Genomic DNA, 18,538 nt, shown 5'->3' on the forward strand with positions numbered 1-18,538 from the left:
GGCGGGGTCACTGCGGCGGGTTGCCGTGCTTGCGCGCCGGCAGGTCCGCGTGCTTCGTACGCAGCATCGCCAGGGACCGGATGAGGGTCCGGCGGGTGTCCACGGGGTCGATGACGTCGTCCACGAGGCCGCGTTCGGCCGCGTAGTACGGGTGCATCAGCTCGGCCTTGTACTGCTTGACCATGTCGGTGCGCTTGGCCTCGGGGTCGTCCGCGGCCGCGATGTCGCGCCGGAAGATCACGTTCGCGGCGCCTTCCGCGCCCATGACCGCGATCTCGTTGGTCGGCCAGGCGTACGTCAGGTCGGCGCCGATGGACTGGCTGTCCATGACGATGTACGCGCCGCCGTACGCCTTCCTGAGCACCACCGAGATCCGCGGGACGGTGGCGTTGCAGTAGGCGTAGAGCAGCTTCGCTCCGTGCCTGATGATCCCGCCGTGCTCCTGGTCGACGCCCGGCAGGAAGCCCGGCACGTCGAGCAGGGTGATGATCGGAATATTGAAAGCATCGCACATCTGGACAAAGCGGGCACCTTTCTCGCTCGCCTCGATGTCCAGTACGCCGGCCAGCGACTGCGGCTGGTTGGCGACGATGCCGACGACCTGGCCGTCCAACCGGGTGAGCGCGCAGATCAGGTTCGTCGCCCAGCGCTCGTGCACCTCGAGGTACTCGCCGTCGTCGACGATCTCCTCGATCACCTTGCGCATGTCGTACGGCCTGTTGCCGTCGGCCGGCACCAGGTCGAGCAGCACCTCGCCGGCGCGGTCGGCCGGGTCCTCGGCGGTGACCGCCGGCGGGTTCTCCCGGTTGTTCTGCGGCAGCATCGACAGCAGGTAGCGCACCTCCTCCAGGCACGTCACCTCGTCGTCGTACGCGAAGTGGCACACGCCGGAGGTCTCGGCGTGCACGTCGGCGCCGCCCAGCCCGTTCTGGCTGATCTCCTCGCCGGTCACCGCCTTGACCACGTCCGGTCCCGTGATGAACATCTGCGAGGTCTCGCGGACCATGAAGACGAAGTCGGTGAGCGCCGGGCTGTACGCCGCGCCGCCGGCACACGGGCCGAGCATCACCGAGATCTGCGGGATGACGCCGGAGGCGCGGGTGTTGCGCTGGAAGATGCCGCCGTAGCCGGCGAGCGCCGAGACGCCCTCCTGGATACGGGCGCCCGCGCCGTCGTTCAGCGACACCAGCGGGGCGCCCGCGGCGATCGCCCGGTCCATGATCTTGTGGATCTTGTCCGCGTGCGCCTCGCCGAGCGCGCCGCCGAAGATCCGGAAGTCGTGGGCGTAGACGAAGACCGTCCGCCCGTGCACCGTCCCCCATCCGGTGATCACGCCGTCCGTGTACGGCCTCTTGGCCTCCAGCCCGAAGCCGGTGGCGCGGTGCCGGCGCAGCGGCTCCACCTCGTTGAACGACCCCTCGTCCAGCAGCAGGTCGATCCGCTCCCGGGCAGTGAGCTTCCCCTTGGCCTTCTGCGCGGCGGTCGCCCGCTCGCTGGGCCCCGCGTGGGCCTGCTCGCGAATGCGGCGCAGCTCGGCCGCCCGCCCCCGGGCCTCGTTCTCGACGGCGCCTGCCGCCGCTGCCGCGTCGGAGGGGGCGTAGTCCACTGTGGTCATGGAATGACGGTACGGGTACTTGGGCATCGAAGCTTATGTCATTTCCCTACAACGTCGGCCGGGAAATCATGAGCACCCGGCACTATGTGCAGGTGACGGGGCCAGAGATCGGCCAACGACACGTCGATCGGGGCTGTAGGGCTTCGACAACGCAGTTGGACAGATCGTTGATACACGAGAATGTTCCGTAGCAGACCTTCTTGTTAGCCTGGGCGCATGGTCACCATGCCCGTATCCCGCGCACCCGCCCGCGCCGTGCCGGACCTCACCGGCATCCTCATGCACACCGCCCACGTACTCAACACCCGGCTGTCCGCCGCCCTGGACGAGGTCGGCCTGCTTCAGCGCGAGCAGTGCGTGCTCGTGCACGCGCTGGCGGCCGAGCGCACCCAGGGCCAGCTCGCCGAGCTGTCGCACATGGACAAGACGACGATGGTCGTGACCGTGGACGGCCTGGAGAGGGCCGGCTACGCCGAGCGACGGCCGTCGAGCAAGGACCGCCGGGCCCGCATCATCCACGTCACCGAGGCCGGGGCGGAGATCGCGGCGCGCGGCCAGGAGGTCGTCGACCGGGTCCACCAGGAGGTGCTGGACACCCTCCCGGAGGCGCAGCTCTTCATCGACGCCCTGGAGGGCCTGCTGGAGGGGCCGCTCGCCCAGCCCGTCACCTCCGAGCAGCCGGTCCGCCGGTCACGGCAGGCCCGGCGGTAGCCGGCGAGAAGGTCCGTACAAGAAAACTGCGTAAAAGATAGTCCCGTACGAAACTATCTGCTACGGTCTCTCCTGTTGCCGCACGCACCAGGAGAGGCCGCATGAACGCCACCGACCCGCAGTCAGACCGATCCCGCTGGTTCGCACTCGCGATTCTCTGCACCGGCGCGCTGATGATCATCCTCGACGGGAGCATCGTCACCGTCGCCCTGCCCGCCATCCAGCGGGACCTGGGGTTCTCCCCCGCCGATCTGACCTGGACGGTCAACGCCTACATGATCGCCTTCGGCGGGCTGCTCCTCCTCGCCGGCCGCCTCGGCGACCTGCTCGGCCGCAAGCGGGTGTTCGTCGCCGGCATCGCGCTCTTCACCGCCGCCTCGCTGCTGTGCGGGCTGGCCGCCGAGCCCTGGATGCTGATCGCCGCCCGCTTCCTGCAGGGCGTCGGCGGCGCGCTGGCCTCGGCCGTGGGGCTCGGCATGATCGTCACTCTCTTCACCGACGCGAAGGAGCGGGCGAAGGCCATCGGCGCCTTCGCCTTCACCGGCGCCACCGGCGCCTCACTGGGCCAGGTGCTCGGCGGCGTGCTCACCGACGCGCTGAGCTGGCACTGGATCTTCTTCATCAACCTGCCCATCGGCCTGGCCACCGTCCTGCTCGCGCTGCGGGTCCTGCCCGGCGACCGCGGCGTCGGCCTGGCCGCGGGAGCCGACGTCGCCGGGGCGCTGCTGGTCACCTCCGGGCTGATGCTCGGCGTCTACACCATCGTGGAGACCGAGAGCCACGGCTGGGTCTCCGGCCGCACCCTGGGCTCCGCGGCGGTCGCCGCCGCCCTGCTCGCCGGGTTCGTGCTCCGCCAGGCCCGGGCCGCGGCGCCGCTGCTGCCGCTGCGCGTCTTCCGTTCGCGCACCGTCGCCGGCGCCAACGCTGTCCAACTGCTCGTCATCTCCGGAATGTTCGCCTTCCAGATCGTCGTCGCGCTCTACATGCAGCAGGTGCTGGGCTACGGGGCCGCCGAGACCGGACTCGCCATGCTGCCGGCCGCGCTCACCATCGGGATCACCTCGCTGCTCATATCCGCCCGGCTCGTGGCGCGGTTCGGCGAGCGGTCGGTGCTGTTGGCCGGCCTCGTGCTCCTCGCGCTCGCCCTGGCGCTGCTGATACGCATCCCGCGGGACCCGGCCGAGGTGAGCTACGCGACCCACCTGCTGCCGACGATGCTGCTGATCAGCGGCGGCGGGCTGGTGCTGCCGTCGATGACCGCGCTGGGCATGTCCGGCGCCCGGCAGGACGACGCCGGGGTGGTGTCGGGGCTGTTCAACACCGGGCAGCAGATCGGCGGCGCGCTGGGCGTCGCGGTGCTGACCACGCTGGCGGCCGGGCGTACGGAGTCGCTGGCGGCGGCCGGCGAGGGCCGGGACGCGGCGCTGACCGGCGGCTTCCAGCTGGCGTTCGGCATCGGGGCGGCGCTGGTCGCCGCGGCGGCGGTGCTGACGCTGGTGGTGCTGCGGCCCCGCACGGCGGGCGGGCCGCAGTCGCCGGACGGCGGCACGGCGGCGGGCGGCGGTGTGCAGAAGGCCGGTGCGCAGGGCGCCGGTGCGGAGGGCGCCGGCGCGCGCAGCGCCGGGGCGGAGGGCGCCGGGGCGGCTCCCGGCGCCTCCGCGGCGACGGCCGCTACTCCTGCGGCACCACCCCGGCCCGCAGCAGACCGTAGGCGTACGCGTCGTCCAGTGCCTGCCACGACGCCGCGATGACGTTGTCCGCGACACCGACGGTGTCCCACTCGCCCCGGCCGTCGCTGGTGGTGATGAGCACGCGCGTGGTCGACTCCGTGCCGTGGGTCCCCTCCAGGATCCGCACCTTGTAGTCGATCAGCTCGAAGTCGGCGAGCTGCGGGTAGATCCGCTCCAGCGCCACCCGCAGGGCCCGGTCCAGTGCATGGACCGGGCCTTTGCCCTCGGCCGTGACGACGGTCCGCTCACCCTTCGCCCACAGCTTGACCGTGGCCTCGTTGGCGTGGGTGCCGTCCGGCCGGTCCTCGACGATGGCCCGCCAGGACTCGGTGCGGAAGTAGCGCCGCGCCCGGCCGGACTCGCGCAGCTGCAGCTCCTCGCGGAGCAGCAGCTCGAAGGAGGCGTCGGCGGCCTCGTACGTCAGCCCGCGCAGCTCGTTCTCCTTGACCCGCTCCACCACCCGGCTCAGCAGCTCGCGGTCGTCGCCGAGGTCGAGGCCGAGGTCCTTGCCCTTCAGCTCGATGGACGCCCGGCCGGCCATGTCGGAGACCAGCATGCGCAGCCGGTTGCCGACGAGATCGGGGTCGATGTGCTGGTAGAGGTCGGGGTCGACCTTGATGGCGGAGGCGTGCAGGCCGGCCTTGTGGGCGAAGGCCGAGACGCCCACGTACGGCTGGTGGGTGGCGGGCGCGATGTTGACGACCTCGGCGACGGCGTGCGAGATCCGGGTCATCTCCGCCAGCTTGCCCGCGGGCAGCACCCGCATGTCGTACTTCAGCTCCAGCGCGGCCACGACGGGGAAGAGGTTCGCGTTGCCGACGCGCTCGCCGTAGCCGTTGGCGGTGCACTGCACGTGCGTGGCGCCGCCGTCGACGGCGGCCAGGGTGTTGGCCACGGCGCAGCCGGAGTCGTCCTGGGCGTGCATGCCCAGGCGCGCCCCGGTGGCGGCCAGCACCTCGGCGACGGTCTCGCGCACCTGGCCGGGGAGCATGCCGCCGTTGGTGTCGCAGAGCACGACGACGTCGGCCCCGGCCTCGTGCGCGGCGGCGACGACCTGCTTGGCGTACGCGGCGTTGGCGCGGTGGCCGTCGAAGAAGTGCTCGCAGTCGACGAAGACGCGGCGGCCGTGCTCGCGCAGGAACGCGACCGTGTCGCGGACCATCGCCAGGTTCTCCGCGAGCGTGGTGCGCAGCGCCAGCTCCACGTGCCGGTCGTGCGACTTGGCGACCAGCGTGACGACGGGGGCCTTGGACTCCAGCAGCGCGAGCACCTGCGGGTCGTCCTCGACCCGTACGCCCGCCCTGCGGGTGGCGCCGAAGGCGACGAGCTGCGCGTGCCGCAGGTCGACCTCGTCGCGGACGCGGCGGAAGAACTCCGTGTCCCGGGGGACCGCGCCGGGCCAGCCGCCCTCGATGAAGCCCACGCCGAAGTCGTCGAGGTGCCGGGCGATGGCCAGCTTGTCCGCGACGGTCAGGCTGATGCCCTCGCGCTGCGCGCCGTCGCGCAGCGTGGTGTCGAAGACGTGGAAGGCGTCGTCGGGAGTCGCGGGGGCGGCCGGCTCTGTGCTCATCGAAGTGCTCCTGTCGGGATGGTGTGCTCTCCGGTCCCGGAAATGGAAAAGACCCCTCGCGGGTCGCGAGAGGTCTGCGCGCGGGTCTGGGACGCGGTGAGCCAGCACCGCATGCGGATCGCGGTACGGGTCAGCGCGGACCGGCGCGCCTGTTGCCAATAATCATGACGGCAAACGGGGTCACGTCGGGCAGTCTGGCACACACCTCGCCCGACCTGGAGTCCCGTCTCACGATACGGGCAGCGTGCCCACGATCCGTACGGCGAGGTCAGGGCGCAATGCGGTCTTGTGTGGATGACATGCGCGTGCCAATTTGGTCCCCGACCAGTCGGTACGGCACCTCCCACACACCCCCACATGGTTCACACAAAGGAGAACCACCGCATGAGACCCCAGATGTCCGCGCGTCTGGGCGGCACCCTCGCCGCCCTTCTCCTCCTCGGTACCGCCGCACTCGGCTCCACCGCAGCCGCGGCACCCCCGCCGGCCGACAGCCCCGACCGGGGAGTACGGGCCGACGCGGCGACGATCGCGCTCAGCGCCGATGTCACGCGCACCCTCGGCGCCGACAGCGCCGGCACGTACCTGGACGCCGACACCGGCGAGCTGGTCGTGACGGTCACCGACAAGGCCGCCGCCGCGGAGGCCCGCGCCGCCGGCGCCCGCGCCGAACTGGTCGAGCACAGCGCCGCGGAGCTGCGCTCCGCGATGGGCGCCTTCGAGAGCCGCGCGAAGATCACCGGCACCTCCTGGGGTGTCGATCCGGCCACCAACCAGATAGCGGTGCAGGCCGACTCCACCGTGTCCGCCGCCGAGTACGCGAAGCTGAAGCGCGTCGCGCAGAGCCTCGACGGCGCGGCCCGGGTGGAGCGGGTACCCGGGGCGTTCCGGCAGGAGGTCCTGGGCGGCGACGCCATCTACGGCGGCGGCTACCGCTGCTCCGCCGCGTTCAACGTGACCAAGAACAACGCCCGCTACTTCGTCACCGCGGGCCACTGCACCAACGAGGCCACCTCCTGGTCGGCCACCAGCGGCGGCGCGGCCGTCGGCACCCGCGAGGGCACCAGCTTCCCGACCAACGACTACGGCATCGTCCGCTACACCGACGGCTCCTCCCCCGCGGGCACCGTGAACCTCTACAACGGCAGCTCCCGGGACATCACCGGCGCCGCCAACGCCGTCGTCGGCCAGGCCATCCAGAAGAGCGGCTCCACCACCAAGGTCACCAGCGGCACCGTGACCGCGGTGAACGTGACCGTCAACTACAGCGACGGCCCCGTCTACAACATGGTCCGCACCACCGCCTGCTCCGCGGGCGGCGACAGCGGCGGCGCCCACTTCTCGGGCAGCGTCGCGTACGGCATCCACTCCGGCAGCTCGGGCTGCTCCGGCACCAGCGGCTCCGCCATCCACCAGCCGGTCACCGAGGCGCTCAGCGCGTACGGCGTGAGCGTCTACTGACACACCGGCAGCAGCACGACGGCACGAAGGGGGCCGCCGCCGGATCCCGGCGGCGGCCCCCGGCGCGGTGCGGAGCCACCGGCCCCGCACCGCGCCGCCCGCCCGGCCCGTACGCCGGGCCGGTCCGTGCCTCAGCCCGGCTCGTGCGTCAGCCCAGCTCGTGCATCCAGCCGTGCGGGTCCGGGGCCTGCCCCGTCTGCACGTCGACCAGCGCCTTGCGCAGCCGCGCCGTGATCGGCCCCATCGCCCCGTCGGCCACCGTCCACTCCGCGGTGCTCGACTTCGCGTGCCCCACCGGCGTGATGACCGCGGCCGTGCCGCAGGCGAAGGTCTCCGAGATCGTGCCGTCGGCGCAGCCGGCCTGCCACTCCTCCTTGGAGATCCGCACCTCGCCGGTCCGGTAGCCGAGGTCGGCGGCGATGGTCAGCAGCGAGTCGCGGGTGATGCCGGGCAGCAGCGTCCCGGTCAGCTCGGGGGTGACCACCTCCGCCTCCGGGCCCTCGCCCCGCACGAAGTACAGGTTCATCCCGCCCATCTCCTCGATCCACCGGCGCTCCACCGCGTCCAGCCACACCACCTGGTCGCAGCCCTGCTGCACGGCCTGGAGTGTCGCGGCCATCGCGCCCGCGTAGTTGCCCGCGCACTTGGCCTCGCCGGTGCCGCCGGGTGCGGCGCGCACGTACTCCTCGGTGAGCCACACCGACACCGGCTTGATGCCGCCGTGGAAGTACGCGCCCGCGGGCGAGGCCAGCACCATGAACAGGTATTCGTGCGCCGGCGAGTTCACGCCGAGGCCGACCTCGGTGGCGAACATGAAGGGGCGCAGGTACAGCGACTCCTCGCCGGTGCCCGGCACCCACGCCTTGTCCTGGCGCACCAGCACGTCGATGGCCTCCACGAAGGTCTCGACGGGCAGCTCCGGCATCGCCAGCCGGCGCGCGGAGAGCTGGAAGCGGCGCGCGTTGGCGTCGGGCCGGAAGGTGCGGACGCTGCCGTCGGGCTGCCGGTACGCCTTCAGCCCTTCGAAGATGGACTGCCCGTAGTGCAGGGCCATCGTCGCCGGGTCGAGGGTCAGCGGCGCGTAGGGCTGGAGCTGGGCGTCGTGCCAGCCGCGGCCTTCGGTCCACTTGATCGTGACCATGTGGTCGGTGAAGTGCTTGCCGAAGCCGGGGTTGGTCAGGATCGCCTCGCGCTCCGCGTCGGACAGCGGGTGCGCGGACGGCTTGAGCTCGATCGTGGTCATGAGATTCGTGTCCTTCACCGTTCGGTGTGTGGCGGACCGCGTCCCGTACCGAGGTCCTCGTACCCGAAGGTACTAGGACGTCCGAGCATTACCCCGTGCCGCGGCCCCCTGTCGATTATGACGGGGGCGCGGGCAGCGGCAAGCGTGGCGGTGGTACGCGGCCCGAAGGGTCATCGTCGCACCGGCCCCGCCCGGAGGGCAGGGCCGTCGGCCGTACGGAACTACCTGACCGGCCGGGCCGGCCGCGGCGAGCGTGTGGTCCCGGCGGTCAGCCGGATACTCGGGCGGCGAGCGCGTCGCCGATCTGGTCCGTGGTGCGCGCGGCGGCGCCCCGCCCGGCGAGGTCGGCCTCGACGGCCTCCTCGACGCGGGTGGCCTGCGCGGCGTAGCCGAGGTGGCGCAGCAGCAGGGCGACCGACAGGACCGTGGCCGTCGGGTCGGCCTTGCCGGTGCCGGCGATGTCCGGCGCGGAGCCGTGGACCGGCTCGAACATCGACGGGAAGGCGCCGGCCGGGTTGATGTTCCCGGAGGCGGCGAGGCCGATGCCGCCGCTGATGGCGGCGGCGAGGTCGGTGAGGATGTCGCCGAAGAGGTTGTCGGTGACGATCACGTCGAACCGCTCGGGCTGGGTGGTGAGGAAGATCGTCGCGGCGTCGACGTGCAGGTAGTCCGTGGCGACGTCGGGGTACTCGGCGCCGACCCGGTCGAAGGTGTTCTTCCACAGGTGGCCGGCGTAGACGAGCACGTTGTTCTTGTGCACGAGCGTCAGCTTCCGGCGCGGGCGGGCCTGGGCGCGCTCGAAGGCGTCCCGGACCACGCGCTCCACGCCGTACGCGGTGTTGACGCTGACCTCGGTGGCGACCTCGGCCGGGGTGCCGGTGCGCAGGCTGCCGCCGTTGCCGGTGTACGGGCCCTCGGTGCCCTCGCGGACGACGACGAAGTCGATGGCGGGGCGGCCGGCGAGCGGGGTGTCGGTGCCCGGGAAGAGCTTCGACGGGCGCAGGTTCACGTAGTGGTCGAAGGCGAAGCGCAGCTTCAGCAGCAGCCCGCGCTCCAGCACGCCGGACGGCACCGAGGGGTCGCCGATGGCGCCGAGCAGGATCGCGTCGTAGTCCTTGAGCGCCGTCAGCTCCGCGTCGGGCAGGGTCTCGCCGGTGGCGTGCCAGCGGCGGGCGCCGAGGTCGTAGCTCTCGGTCTCCAGCTTCACGTCCTGCGGCAGGACGGCGGAGAGCACTTTCAGGCCCTGGGCCACGACCTCGGGGCCGATGCCGTCGCCGGGAATGGACGCGAGACGAATGCTGCGAGACATGTGGGGGAGCCTACGCGCTACGTCTTGCGGGATGACACCGCCGTCCGGGATGTGGACATTGCGGAGGCGTTCACCACGCCGACGGCAGCGGTTCTCCGGTGCGCAGCCCCGAAGGGGGAATGCTCGGGCATATGGACACCCCCGGGTTCGGCATCCCCCCGCGGCTCGCCCGCGGCATGAGCATGGCCGAGCAGCACGAGTACCTGCGCCGCGCGCTCTCCCGCCGCCGCGTGGTCGCCGGCGCGGGCGGGCTGGCCGGCGGGCTGCTGCTCGCCGGGTGCGGCGACGGCGGTGACGGCGGCGGGGGCGGGGGGTCCCGGCGTACGGACGACTCCCCCGCCGACTCCGTCAGCCCCGCGCCCACCGGGGCGCCCGCGGCGTTCGGCCGGCACCTGGCGTTCGGCGCCGACCCGCGCAGCCAGATGCGCGTCGGCTGGCAGCTCCCGCTGCCGGTGCGCCGGCCGTACGTCCGCTTCGGCACGGACCGCGGCGATCTGGGCGAGCGCGTCGAGGCGGAGGTCCGGCCGCTGAAGACCCCGGCGCTCGGCGGGCTGCCGGCGGTGGAGCAGCACTACGTGCACGCCGCACTCGACGGGCTGGAGCCCGGCACGGAGTACGTCTACGGGCTCGGCCACGAGGAGTTCGACCCCGCCGCCTCGCCGGGCGCCGAGGCGCACCTGGCGGGGTTCCGTACCGCGCCCGCCCGGCCGGAGCGCTTCGTCTTCACCGCCTTCGGCGACCAGGGCACCGGCCGCGCCGCCCGCGCGATCACCCGGCGCATCGGCGCGCTGCCCGGCGGCCCGCCGGCGTTCCACCTGCACGCCGGCGACATCTGCTACGCCGAGGACTCCGGGCAGGGCCTGGAGGGCGACCACTACGACGCCCGGGTGTGGGACCGCTTCCTGCGGCAGATCGACCCGGTGTCCTCGCGGGTCCCGTGGATGGCGGCGATGGGCAACCACGACATGGAGGCGTGGTACTCCGCCGACGGCTACGGCGGCCAGCGCGCCCGCTGGAGCCTGCCGGACAACGGCTTCGACCCGCGGGAGGCGCCCGGTTCGTACTCCTTCGTGTACGGCAACGTCGCCGTGGTGGCGCTGGACGCCAACGACGTGTCGTACGAGATCCCCGCCAACCTCGGCTACACCGGCGGCGCGCAGGCGCGCTGGCTGGACCGGCGGCTCGGGGAGCTGCGCAGGAGGCCGGGCGTCGACTTCCTCGTGGTCTTCTTCCACCACTGCGCGTACTCCACCAGCACGCACGCCTCGGACGGCGGGGTGCGGGAGCACTTCACACCGCTGTTCGACACCCACCGCGTCGATCTGGTGGTCAACGGCCACAACCACGTCTACGAGCGGACCGACGCGCTGCGCGCCGGAGCCCTGACCCGGCCGCTGCCCGTCGGCGGCTCGGTGGACACCGAGCGGCACGGCGCGGTCTACGTGACCGCGGGCGGCGGCGGGCGCAGGCTGTACGACTTCAGCGCGCCGGACAGCTACGAGGGCCGGCGCCGCGACCGCGACGTCGTGCACACCTTCTCCTGGGCGCGCGGAGGCGAGAAGGCCCTGGAGGACGTGGAGTGGTCGCGGGTGCGCTACACCGGCTACTCGTTCCTCGCGGTGGAGTCCCGGCCGGGCACCGCACCCGCGCTGCGGGTCGCCGCGTACGCCGACGACGGCACGCGGATCGACCGCTTCGAGCTGGTACGGGGCCGCTGAGCGGGCTCAGTGGCCGGTCGAACCGCCGTTGTCGCGGCGGTCGAACGCCCGCTGCAGCGCGGCGGCGGCGTTCTTCCGGGCGAGGGCGGTGTCCCGGTTCTGCTCGGTGCGGGCGGAGTAGCGGGCGCGGCGGACCGTGGTGGTGGCAGCCATGGGGCAGCTCCTTGGGGGGCGCTGGAGATACGTGGGGACGCCGCTGGGGCGGGAGCGGCGCCGCAGGGGTGACCTGCCTGTGAGGCGCCATGCCTCGACCACCGTCGCTTGTTCCGCGAGCGTTCGGCTCCTACAAAAGTAGGACGTCAAAGCGTTCTTGTCTCGCCATATACTCGGGCTTCCTACTATCTGAGACGACACCCCCTCCGACCTGCGGTGATCGTCAGGTGTCCAGGGTGTCGAGCAGCGCCGCGAGCTGGCCGGGCGACGTGATGCGGCGCACACCCGCGGGCGGGTCCCCGGCCGCGGGCGGGGACGCGCCGCGGTCCAGCCAGATCCCCGTCAGCCCCGCCGCGTCCGCCCCCGCCGCGTCGGTGTCCGGCCGGTCGCCCACGTAGGCGACGCGCTCAGGCGGCAGCCCGAGGGAGGCGCAGGCGGCGTGGAAGGCGCCGGCGGCGGGCTTGGCGACACCAAGCTCCTCGGAGCACACCAGCGCCTCGAAGCGGTCGTGCACGCCGATGGCGCGGAGCTTCTCCTCCTGGTGCGGGGCGCTGTTGTTGGACAGCAGGCCGTGCCGGCGACGCGGGGCGAGGGCGTCGAGCGCCGGCACGACGTCCGGGAAGACCCGCCAGTGCCGCCGGTACGCGGCCAGGTAGCCGGCCATCCAGACGTCGGCCTCGGCGTCGGTCAGCGGCCGGCGCGCGAGCACCCGTGCCCGCTCGCGGCGCTGGGCCACGAAGGTGAACTCGCCGGCGAGATAGCGGTCCACGTACTCCTCGGAGACCGCGTGCCAGTGCGCCGCGGCCTCCTCGGGCGAGGCGTACCGGCCCAGCAGCCCTCGGGCGGTCAGGTACTCCAGCGCGGCGCGCCGCTCGGCCCCGGAGTGGTCGAAGATCGTGTCGTCGATGTCCCAGACCACGGCGAGTATCCGCATGTCATCGACGGTAGCGCGAAAGCCGGGCCGACGAGCCCGGGGAGCCCGGCGAGCGGGCCGGCCGGGGGGCCTCAGACGGTGAAGCGGTCCGGGTCGGCCGCAGCCCAGTCCGCGGCCCAGGCCCGGGGCGGCTCGGCCAGCAGCTGCCCGGGCGCCGGGGGCGGCAGCGGCCGGTCGTCGCGGCGTACGGCGCGGGGCTCGATCCGGACGCGCAGCTGGTGCCGGCGCAGCTGGGCGGGGTCGTCCACGCCCATCGCCGACATGATCTCCAGGGCGCTCTGCACGGTGGCGCGCTGGAAGCGCTCGACCCGCACGGTCTTGTCGGCCACGTCCAGCGCCCGCACCCGGCGCGGGTCCTGGGTGGTCACGCCGACCGGGCAGGTGTTGGTGTGGCAGCGCTGGGTCTGCAGGCAGCCGAGGGCGAACATCATCGCGCGGGCCGAGTTGGCGTAGTCCGCGCCCTGTACGAGCCGCTTGACGAGGTCGGCGCCGGTGGCGACCTTGCCCGCGACGCCGATACGGATCCGGTCCCGCAGCCCGGTGCCGATCAGCGCGCCGTGGACGGCCGCCAGCCCCTGGGTGAGCGGGGCGCCGATGTTGTCGGCGAACTCCAGCGGCCCCGCCCCCGTACCGCCTTCCGAGCCGTCGACCAGGATGAAGTCCGGCGTGGTGCCCTCGTCGAGCATCGCCTTGCAGACCGCGAGGAGCTGCACCCGCGAGCCCACGCACAGCTTGATCCCGGCCGGCTTGCCGCCGGCCAGCTCCCGCATCCCGGCGACGAACCGCACCAGCTCGCGCGGGGTGGAGAAGGCCCGGTGGTACGGCGGCGAGACCACGGTCTCGCCCCGGGGCACGCCGCGCGTACGGGCGATCATGGCGTCGACCTTGGCGCCGGGCAGCAGCCCGCCGATGCCGGGCTTGGCGCCCTGGGACAGCTTCAGCGACACGCACTTGACCCGGTCGTCGGCCGCCTTGTCGGCGAACTGCCGGGCGTCGAAGCCGCCGTCCGGGGTGCGGCAGCCGAAGTAGCCGGTGCCGATCTCCCACACCAGGTCGCCGCCGGGCCGCAGGTGGAACTCGGAGATGCCGCCCTCGCCGGTGTCGTGCGCGAAGCCGCCGCGGGCGGCGCCGCCGTTGAGCGCGAGGATGGCGTGGGAGGACAGGGCGCCGAAGCTCATCGCGGAAACGTTCAGCAGCGCCATGTCGTACGGCCTGGTGCAGTCGGGGCCGCCGACGCGGACCCGCGGCGGGGTGGTGGGCATCCGCACCGGGGCCATGGAGTGCACGAGGAACTGGTAGCCGGGGACCTCGACGTCGCGCTCGGTGCCGAAGGGCTCCTCGGCGTCGGTCCCCTTGGCGCGCTCGTACACGATGCTGCGGACGTTGCGGTCGAAGGGCCGGCCGTCGAAGTTCCGCTCGATGAAGTACTGCTGCATCTCGGGGCGGAGCTTCTCCAGCAGGAAGCGCAGGTGGCCCACCAGCGGGTAGTTCCGCAGCACCGAGTGGCGGCGCTGGAGCAGGTCCCACACGCCGAGCGCCGCGAGCGCGAGCAGCACGCCCGCGGCCGGCCACCACCCGGCCGAGACCAGCGTCGCGGCGAGGGTGCACCCGATGGCGGCCACGACGACGGCGGCGAAGAAGCTCGTCCTCTTCATACGCCGTCCATACGACCACAGCCCCGGCCCGCGCGCACGGGACCGCCCCCGGCCGACGGGGGAGGCGACCGGGGGCGGTGTACGGAGGGACCGCGCGGGGGCGGTCCGTGGGGCGTCAGCCCATGTGGGGGTAGCGGTAGTCCGTCGGGGCGTCCATCGTCTCCTTGATGGCGCGCGGCGAGGACCAGCGCAGCAGGTTGAACTTCGAGCCCGCCTTGTCGTTGGTGCCGGAGGCGCGGGCGCCGCCGAAGGGCTGCTGGCCGACGATCGAGCCGGTGGGCCGGTCGTTGACGTAGAAGTTGCCGGCCGCGAAGCGCAGCCTGCGGGACGCGTCGGCGATGACCGCCCGGTCCTGCGCGAGGACCGCGCCGGTCAGGGCGTACGCGGCGACGGACTCCATCTGGTCCAGCATCGCGTCGTACGTGTCGTCCTCGTACACGTGCACGGCGATGATCGGGCCGAAGTACTCCTCGGTGAACACCTCGTTCTCCGGGTCCGAGCAGACGACGACGGTGGGGCGGACGAAGTAGCCGACGGAGTCGTCGTACGTGCCGCCCGCGACGATCTCGCACGAGGGGTCGGCCTTGGCGCGGTCGATGGCGGCCTTGTTCTTGGCGAACGCGCGGTCGTCGATGACCGCGCCGACGAAGTTCGCCAGGTCGGTGACGTCGCCCATGGCCAGGCCCTCGGCCTCGGCGACCAGCGCGTCCTTCAGGCCGCCGTCCCAGAGCGAGCGCGGGACGTACGCGCGGGAGGCGGCCGAGCACTTCTGGCCCTGGTACTCGAAGGCGCCGCGGGTGATGGCGGTCTTCAGCTTCGCCGGGTCCGCGGTGGGGTGGGCGACGATGAAGTCCTTGCCGCCGGTCTCGCCGACGATCCGCGGGTACGCCTTGTAGCCGGGCAGGTTGCGGCCGACCTCGCCCCACAGGTGCTGGAACGTGCGGGTCGAGCCGGTGAAGTGGATGCCGGCCAGGTCCGGGTGCGGCAGCGCGGCCTCGGAGACCTCCTTGCCGTCGCCGGTGACGAGGTTGATGACGCCGGGCGGCATCCCGGCCTCCTCCAGCAGCCGCATGAGCAGCACGGCGGAGTGGGTCTGGGTCGGCGACGGCTTCCAGACCACGACGTTGCCCATGAGGGCGGGCGCGGTCGGCAGGTTGCCGGCGATCGCGGTGAAGTTGAACGGCGTGATCGCGTAGACGAACCCCTCCAGCGGGCGGTGGTCGAGCCGGTTCCACACGCCGTGCGGCTGGATCGGGGGCTGCTCGTCCATGATCTGGCGGGCGAAGTGGACGTTGAAGCGCCAGAAGTCGACCAGCTCGCAGGGCGCGTCGATCTCCGCCTGCTGCGCGGTCTTGGACTGGCCGAGCATGGTGGACGCGGCGATCGTCTCGCGCCACGGCCCGGCGAGCAGGTCGGCGGCCTTGAGCAGGATCGCGGCGCGGTCGTCGAAGGACAGCGCCCGCCAGCCGGGCGCGGCGGCCAGGGCGGCGTCGATCGCGTCCTGCGCGTCGGCGCGGGTGGCGGTGGCGTAGGTGCCGAGGACGGCCCTGTGGTTGTGCGGCTGCACGACGTCGACGCGCGCGCCGCCGCCCATGCGCTGGACGCCGCCGATGGTCATCGGCAGCTCCATCGGGCTCTCGGCCAGCTCCTTGAGCCTGGCCTCCAGCCGCGCACGCTCCGGCGTGCCGGGGGCGTAGGTGTGCACCGGCTCGTTGTACGGGGCGGGGACCTGGGTCACAGCGTCCATGGTTGCCGTTCTCCTTCGGGGTGCTGAGCCTCGCGGGGCTCTCGGGGGCTCGCGGGGGTCGTCATCGGCGGCCGGCCAGGGCACGCAGGAAGAAGGCGGTGTTCGCCGGGCGCTCGGCGAGCCTGCGCATGAAGTAGCCGTACCAGTCGGTGCCGTAGGGGGTGTAGACGCGGACCCGGTGGCCCTCGGCCGCCAGGCGGTGCTGCTCCTGCGGGCGGATGCCGTAGAGCATCTGGAACTCGTACTCGTCGTGCTTGCGGCCGTGGCGGCGGGCCAGTTCCTGGGTGATGGCGATCATCCGGGGGTCGTGCGTGCCGACCATGGGGTAGCCGCGGCCGGTCATGAGGACCTTCAGGCAGCGCACGTACGCCCGGTCGACCTCCTGCCGGTCCTGGAAGGCGACGACGGCCGGCTCCTTGTACGCGCCCTTGACCAGCCGCACCCGGGACCCCTCGCCGGCGAGGTCGCGGCAGTCCTCCTCGGTGCGGAAGAGGTACGACTGCAGCACGGCGCCGGTCTGCGGGAAGCGCTCGCGCAGGGTGCGCAGGACGGCGAGGGTGGAGTCGACGGTGGTGTGGTCCTCCATGTCGAGGGTGACCGTGGTGCCGGCCGCGGCGGCGGCTTCGACCACCGGAGTGACGTGGGCGAGCGCGAGGTCGTGGCCGCCGGGCAGCGCCTGGCCGAAGGCGGAGAGCTTCACGGACATCTCGGCGCGGGTGCCGAGCCCTTCGCCGGACAGCGCCTCGGTGAGCCTGAGGTACGCGTCGCGGGCGCGCAGCGCCTCGCGGGGGTCGGTGACGTCCTCGCCGAGGTGGTCGAGGGTGACCTCCAGGCCGCGGGCGGCCAGGTCGCGGACGGCGGCGACGGCGTCGGCCAGCTCCTCGCCGGCGACGAAGCGCGCGACGACCTGGCGGCTGACCGGCGCGGCCGAGACGGCGCGACGGATTCCGTCGCTGCGCGCGGCGGCGAGAAGCACGGGACCCAGCACTGGGCACCTCCACGGTCGGGGCGCAGGTAACACCTCCGTGAAATCTAAGGACCGCTTCGATCGTGGGCCAGCGACACCTGTCACGCATCCGAGAGCCCGCTCTCATACAGATGTATGAGAGGCTGCGGTCATGCGCGGCGACTACCAGCAGTTGGTGGACGAGGTCTCGGCGGCGCTCGGCGCCCCCGCCACCCTGGAGGACCGGGACTTCGGGCTGATCGCCTTCGGCGTCCACGACACGGGCGACGGCTCGTCGGGCGGCGTCTCCTCGCTCATGGACCCGGTGCGCACGAAGTCCATCCTGCACCGCCGCTCCACGGCGGCGGTGCGGGCGTGGTTCGAGGCGTACGGGATCGCCCGCGCGACCGGGCCCCTGCGGATCCCGCCAGACCCCTCCGCGGGGGTGCTCACCGGGCGGATCTGCCTGCCGGCGCGGCACGACGGCGTGGTGCAGGGGTACGTCTGGCTGCTCGACGACGGGCATCTGGCGGACGTCGAGCTGGGCGGGCCCGGCCGGGCGCCGGACCCGCGGATCGCGCAGGCCATGCGGACGGCGGCCCGGATCGGGGCGCTGCTGGCGGCGGAGACCCGGGCGGGTGCGGCGGCCGGGGCGCTGCTGCACGACGTGCTCGCGGGTCCGGCGGCGGGGCGGGAGGCGGCGCTGGCGGAGCTGCGGGACGCGCTGCCGGGCGGTGCGGCGGGGCCGGTGGCGGCGGTGGCGGTGCTGCCCTGGCGGCCTGCGGACCCGGCGGCACCGGGCCCCGGGCTGCCGCGGACGGCGGCGACGGCGGTGGTACGGCTGCGGGGGGCCGGCGGCGGCCGGGACGCGGCGGGTACGGAGGCGGAGCCCGCGTCCGGGCCCGGCGGGGAGGCGGCGCCGGTACGGGCGCTGGCGGCGCTGGTGTTCCTGCCGTCCGCGGGCGCGGTGGAGCCGGCGGTGACGGCGGCGGAGCGGCTGCTCAGCGCCGCGGGGGGCAGGGCGCCGGGAGCGGCGGCGCGGAGCGGAGCGCGTACCCGCGCCGGCGCGACGGGCCCCGAGCCCGCCGCGTCCGGTGCGGCGGCCGCGGCCGCCGCACCGGAGGCGGTCGCCGGTGTCGGCGACGGGCGGGCCGGGCTCGCCGGGCTGCCCGGCAGCTGGCGCGAGGCGCTGGCCGCCGCCCGGGCGGCGTGGGCCGCACCGCGCCTGGGCCCGGTGGCGCGCTGGCCGGACATCGGCCCGTACCGGCTGCTCACCGACCTGCCCGGCGGCGTCGACCCGGTGGTCGGCCGGCTGCTGGAGCCGGCGCACGCGGAACTGGCCCGCACCGCGGAAGTGTACCTGGACCACGCCGGCCAGGCCGCCCGTACCGCCGCCGCGCTGGGCATCCACCGGCAGACGCTGTACTACCGGCTGTCCCGGGTCGAGGAGCTGACCGGCCTCGACCTCACCTCCGGCGAGGACCGCCTGCTGCTCCACATGGCCCTGAAGTCCGCCCGCCTCTGACCGCGCGGAGGACCGAACGCGAAGAACCGGGACGCCGCGCCCGCCCCGGACGGCACGGCCGGGGGGCGCGCCCGGCCCGCCCCCTGACGGGCCAGGCGCCCCCGGGCCCGCCACGGGAGTGGGCGGACCGGGAGTTCCGGCGCCGGGGACCGGGCCCGCCACGGGGGTGGGCCGGGCCGGAAGTCCCCGGCGCCGGTGGCCCGGCCCGCCACGGGGGTGAG

14 protein-coding genes are annotated in these 18,538 nt (G+C 73.5%); 5 read left to right on the forward strand and 9 right to left on the reverse strand.

The window, feature by feature from the left end; translation table 11 throughout:
- Window positions 1–7 precede the first annotated feature (7 nt).
- Window positions 8–1,615, reverse strand: a complete 1,608-nt coding sequence (locus LG396_RS11600) for an acyl-CoA carboxylase subunit beta (protein WP_037743557.1) — start codon at window positions 1,613–1,615, stop codon at window positions 8–10.
- Between the two features lie 216 nt (window positions 1,616–1,831).
- Here LG396_RS11600 and LG396_RS11605 point away from each other — a divergent pair, with 216 nt between their 5' ends.
- Window positions 1,832–2,326 carry a MarR family winged helix-turn-helix transcriptional regulator gene (locus tag LG396_RS11605; RefSeq protein ID WP_225794667.1) on the forward strand — a complete coding sequence of 165 codons (495 nt, stop codon included), beginning with the start codon at window positions 1,832–1,834 and terminating at the stop codon, window positions 2,324–2,326.
- A 101-nt stretch (window positions 2,327–2,427) separates the two neighbouring features.
- On the forward strand, window positions 2,428–4,077 hold the full coding sequence (locus tag LG396_RS11610) for an MFS transporter (RefSeq protein WP_225794668.1): 1,650 nt from the start codon (window positions 2,428–2,430) through the stop codon (window positions 4,075–4,077).
- On the opposite strand, the gene cimA is transcribed toward LG396_RS11610, so the two are convergent.
- On the reverse strand, window positions 3,998–5,626 hold the full coding sequence (cimA, locus tag LG396_RS11615) for a citramalate synthase (RefSeq protein ID WP_037743293.1): 1,629 nt from the start codon (window positions 5,624–5,626) through the stop codon (window positions 3,998–4,000). The genes LG396_RS11610 and cimA overlap by 80 nt on opposite strands.
- A 384-nt stretch (window positions 5,627–6,010) precedes the next feature.
- Here cimA and LG396_RS11620 point away from each other — a divergent pair, with 384 nt between their 5' ends.
- Window positions 6,011–7,087 (forward strand): S1 family peptidase, encoded by a 1,077-nt coding sequence (locus LG396_RS11620; RefSeq protein ID WP_225794669.1) that lies wholly within the window; start codon window positions 6,011–6,013, stop codon window positions 7,085–7,087.
- Between the two features lie 148 nt (window positions 7,088–7,235).
- On the opposite strand, the gene LG396_RS11625 is transcribed toward LG396_RS11620, so the two are convergent.
- Complete coding sequence (locus LG396_RS11625; RefSeq protein WP_018842246.1) at window positions 7,236–8,330, reverse strand: branched-chain amino acid aminotransferase; 1,095 nt, start codon at window positions 8,328–8,330, stop codon at window positions 7,236–7,238.
- A gap of 268 nt (window positions 8,331–8,598) precedes the next feature.
- On the reverse strand, window positions 8,599–9,639 hold the full coding sequence (locus LG396_RS11630) for a 3-isopropylmalate dehydrogenase (protein WP_225794670.1): 1,041 nt from the start codon (window positions 9,637–9,639) through the stop codon (window positions 8,599–8,601).
- Window positions 9,640–9,770: 131 nt separating this feature from the next.
- On the opposite strand from LG396_RS11630, the gene LG396_RS11635 reads away from it, so the two are divergent.
- Entirely contained in the window at window positions 9,771–11,357 is a 1,587-nt protein-coding gene (locus LG396_RS11635) for a purple acid phosphatase family protein (RefSeq protein WP_225794671.1), read from the forward strand.
- 6 nt (window positions 11,358–11,363) lie between these two features.
- On the opposite strand, the gene LG396_RS11640 is transcribed toward LG396_RS11635, so the two are convergent.
- From LG396_RS11640 to LG396_RS11660, 5 genes are all read right to left on the reverse strand, one after another.
- On the reverse strand, window positions 11,364–11,510 hold the full coding sequence (locus LG396_RS11640; RefSeq protein WP_018838945.1) for a hypothetical protein: 147 nt from the start codon (window positions 11,508–11,510) through the stop codon (window positions 11,364–11,366).
- 223 nt (window positions 11,511–11,733) lie between these two features.
- Window positions 11,734–12,444 (reverse strand): HAD family hydrolase, encoded by a 711-nt coding sequence (locus tag LG396_RS11645; RefSeq protein ID WP_225794672.1) that lies wholly within the window; start codon window positions 12,442–12,444, stop codon window positions 11,734–11,736.
- A gap of 71 nt (window positions 12,445–12,515) precedes the next feature.
- Window positions 12,516–14,099, reverse strand: coding sequence for an FMN-binding glutamate synthase family protein (locus LG396_RS11650; RefSeq protein ID WP_225794673.1), 1,584 nt, complete (start codon window positions 14,097–14,099; stop codon window positions 12,516–12,518).
- 115 nt (window positions 14,100–14,214) lie between these two features.
- Window positions 14,215–15,846 carry an L-glutamate gamma-semialdehyde dehydrogenase gene (pruA, locus tag LG396_RS11655; RefSeq protein ID WP_225794674.1) on the reverse strand — a complete coding sequence of 544 codons (1,632 nt, stop codon included), beginning with the start codon at window positions 15,844–15,846 and terminating at the stop codon, window positions 14,215–14,217.
- A 61-nt stretch (window positions 15,847–15,907) separates the two neighbouring features.
- Window positions 15,908–16,834 (reverse strand): proline dehydrogenase family protein, encoded by a 927-nt coding sequence (locus LG396_RS11660; protein WP_225794675.1) that lies wholly within the window; start codon window positions 16,832–16,834, stop codon window positions 15,908–15,910.
- A 130-nt stretch (window positions 16,835–16,964) separates the two neighbouring features.
- On the opposite strand from LG396_RS11660, the gene LG396_RS11665 reads away from it, so the two are divergent.
- Window positions 16,965–18,317, forward strand: coding sequence for a PucR family transcriptional regulator (locus LG396_RS11665; protein ID WP_225794676.1), 1,353 nt, complete (start codon window positions 16,965–16,967; stop codon window positions 18,315–18,317).
- Window positions 18,318–18,538: the final 221 nt, after the last annotated feature.

Origin of the sequence: Streptomyces aculeolatus (assembly GCF_020400605.1) — a bacterium.
Classification (GTDB): Bacteria; Actinomycetota; Actinomycetes; order Streptomycetales; family Streptomycetaceae; genus Streptomyces; species Streptomyces aculeolatus.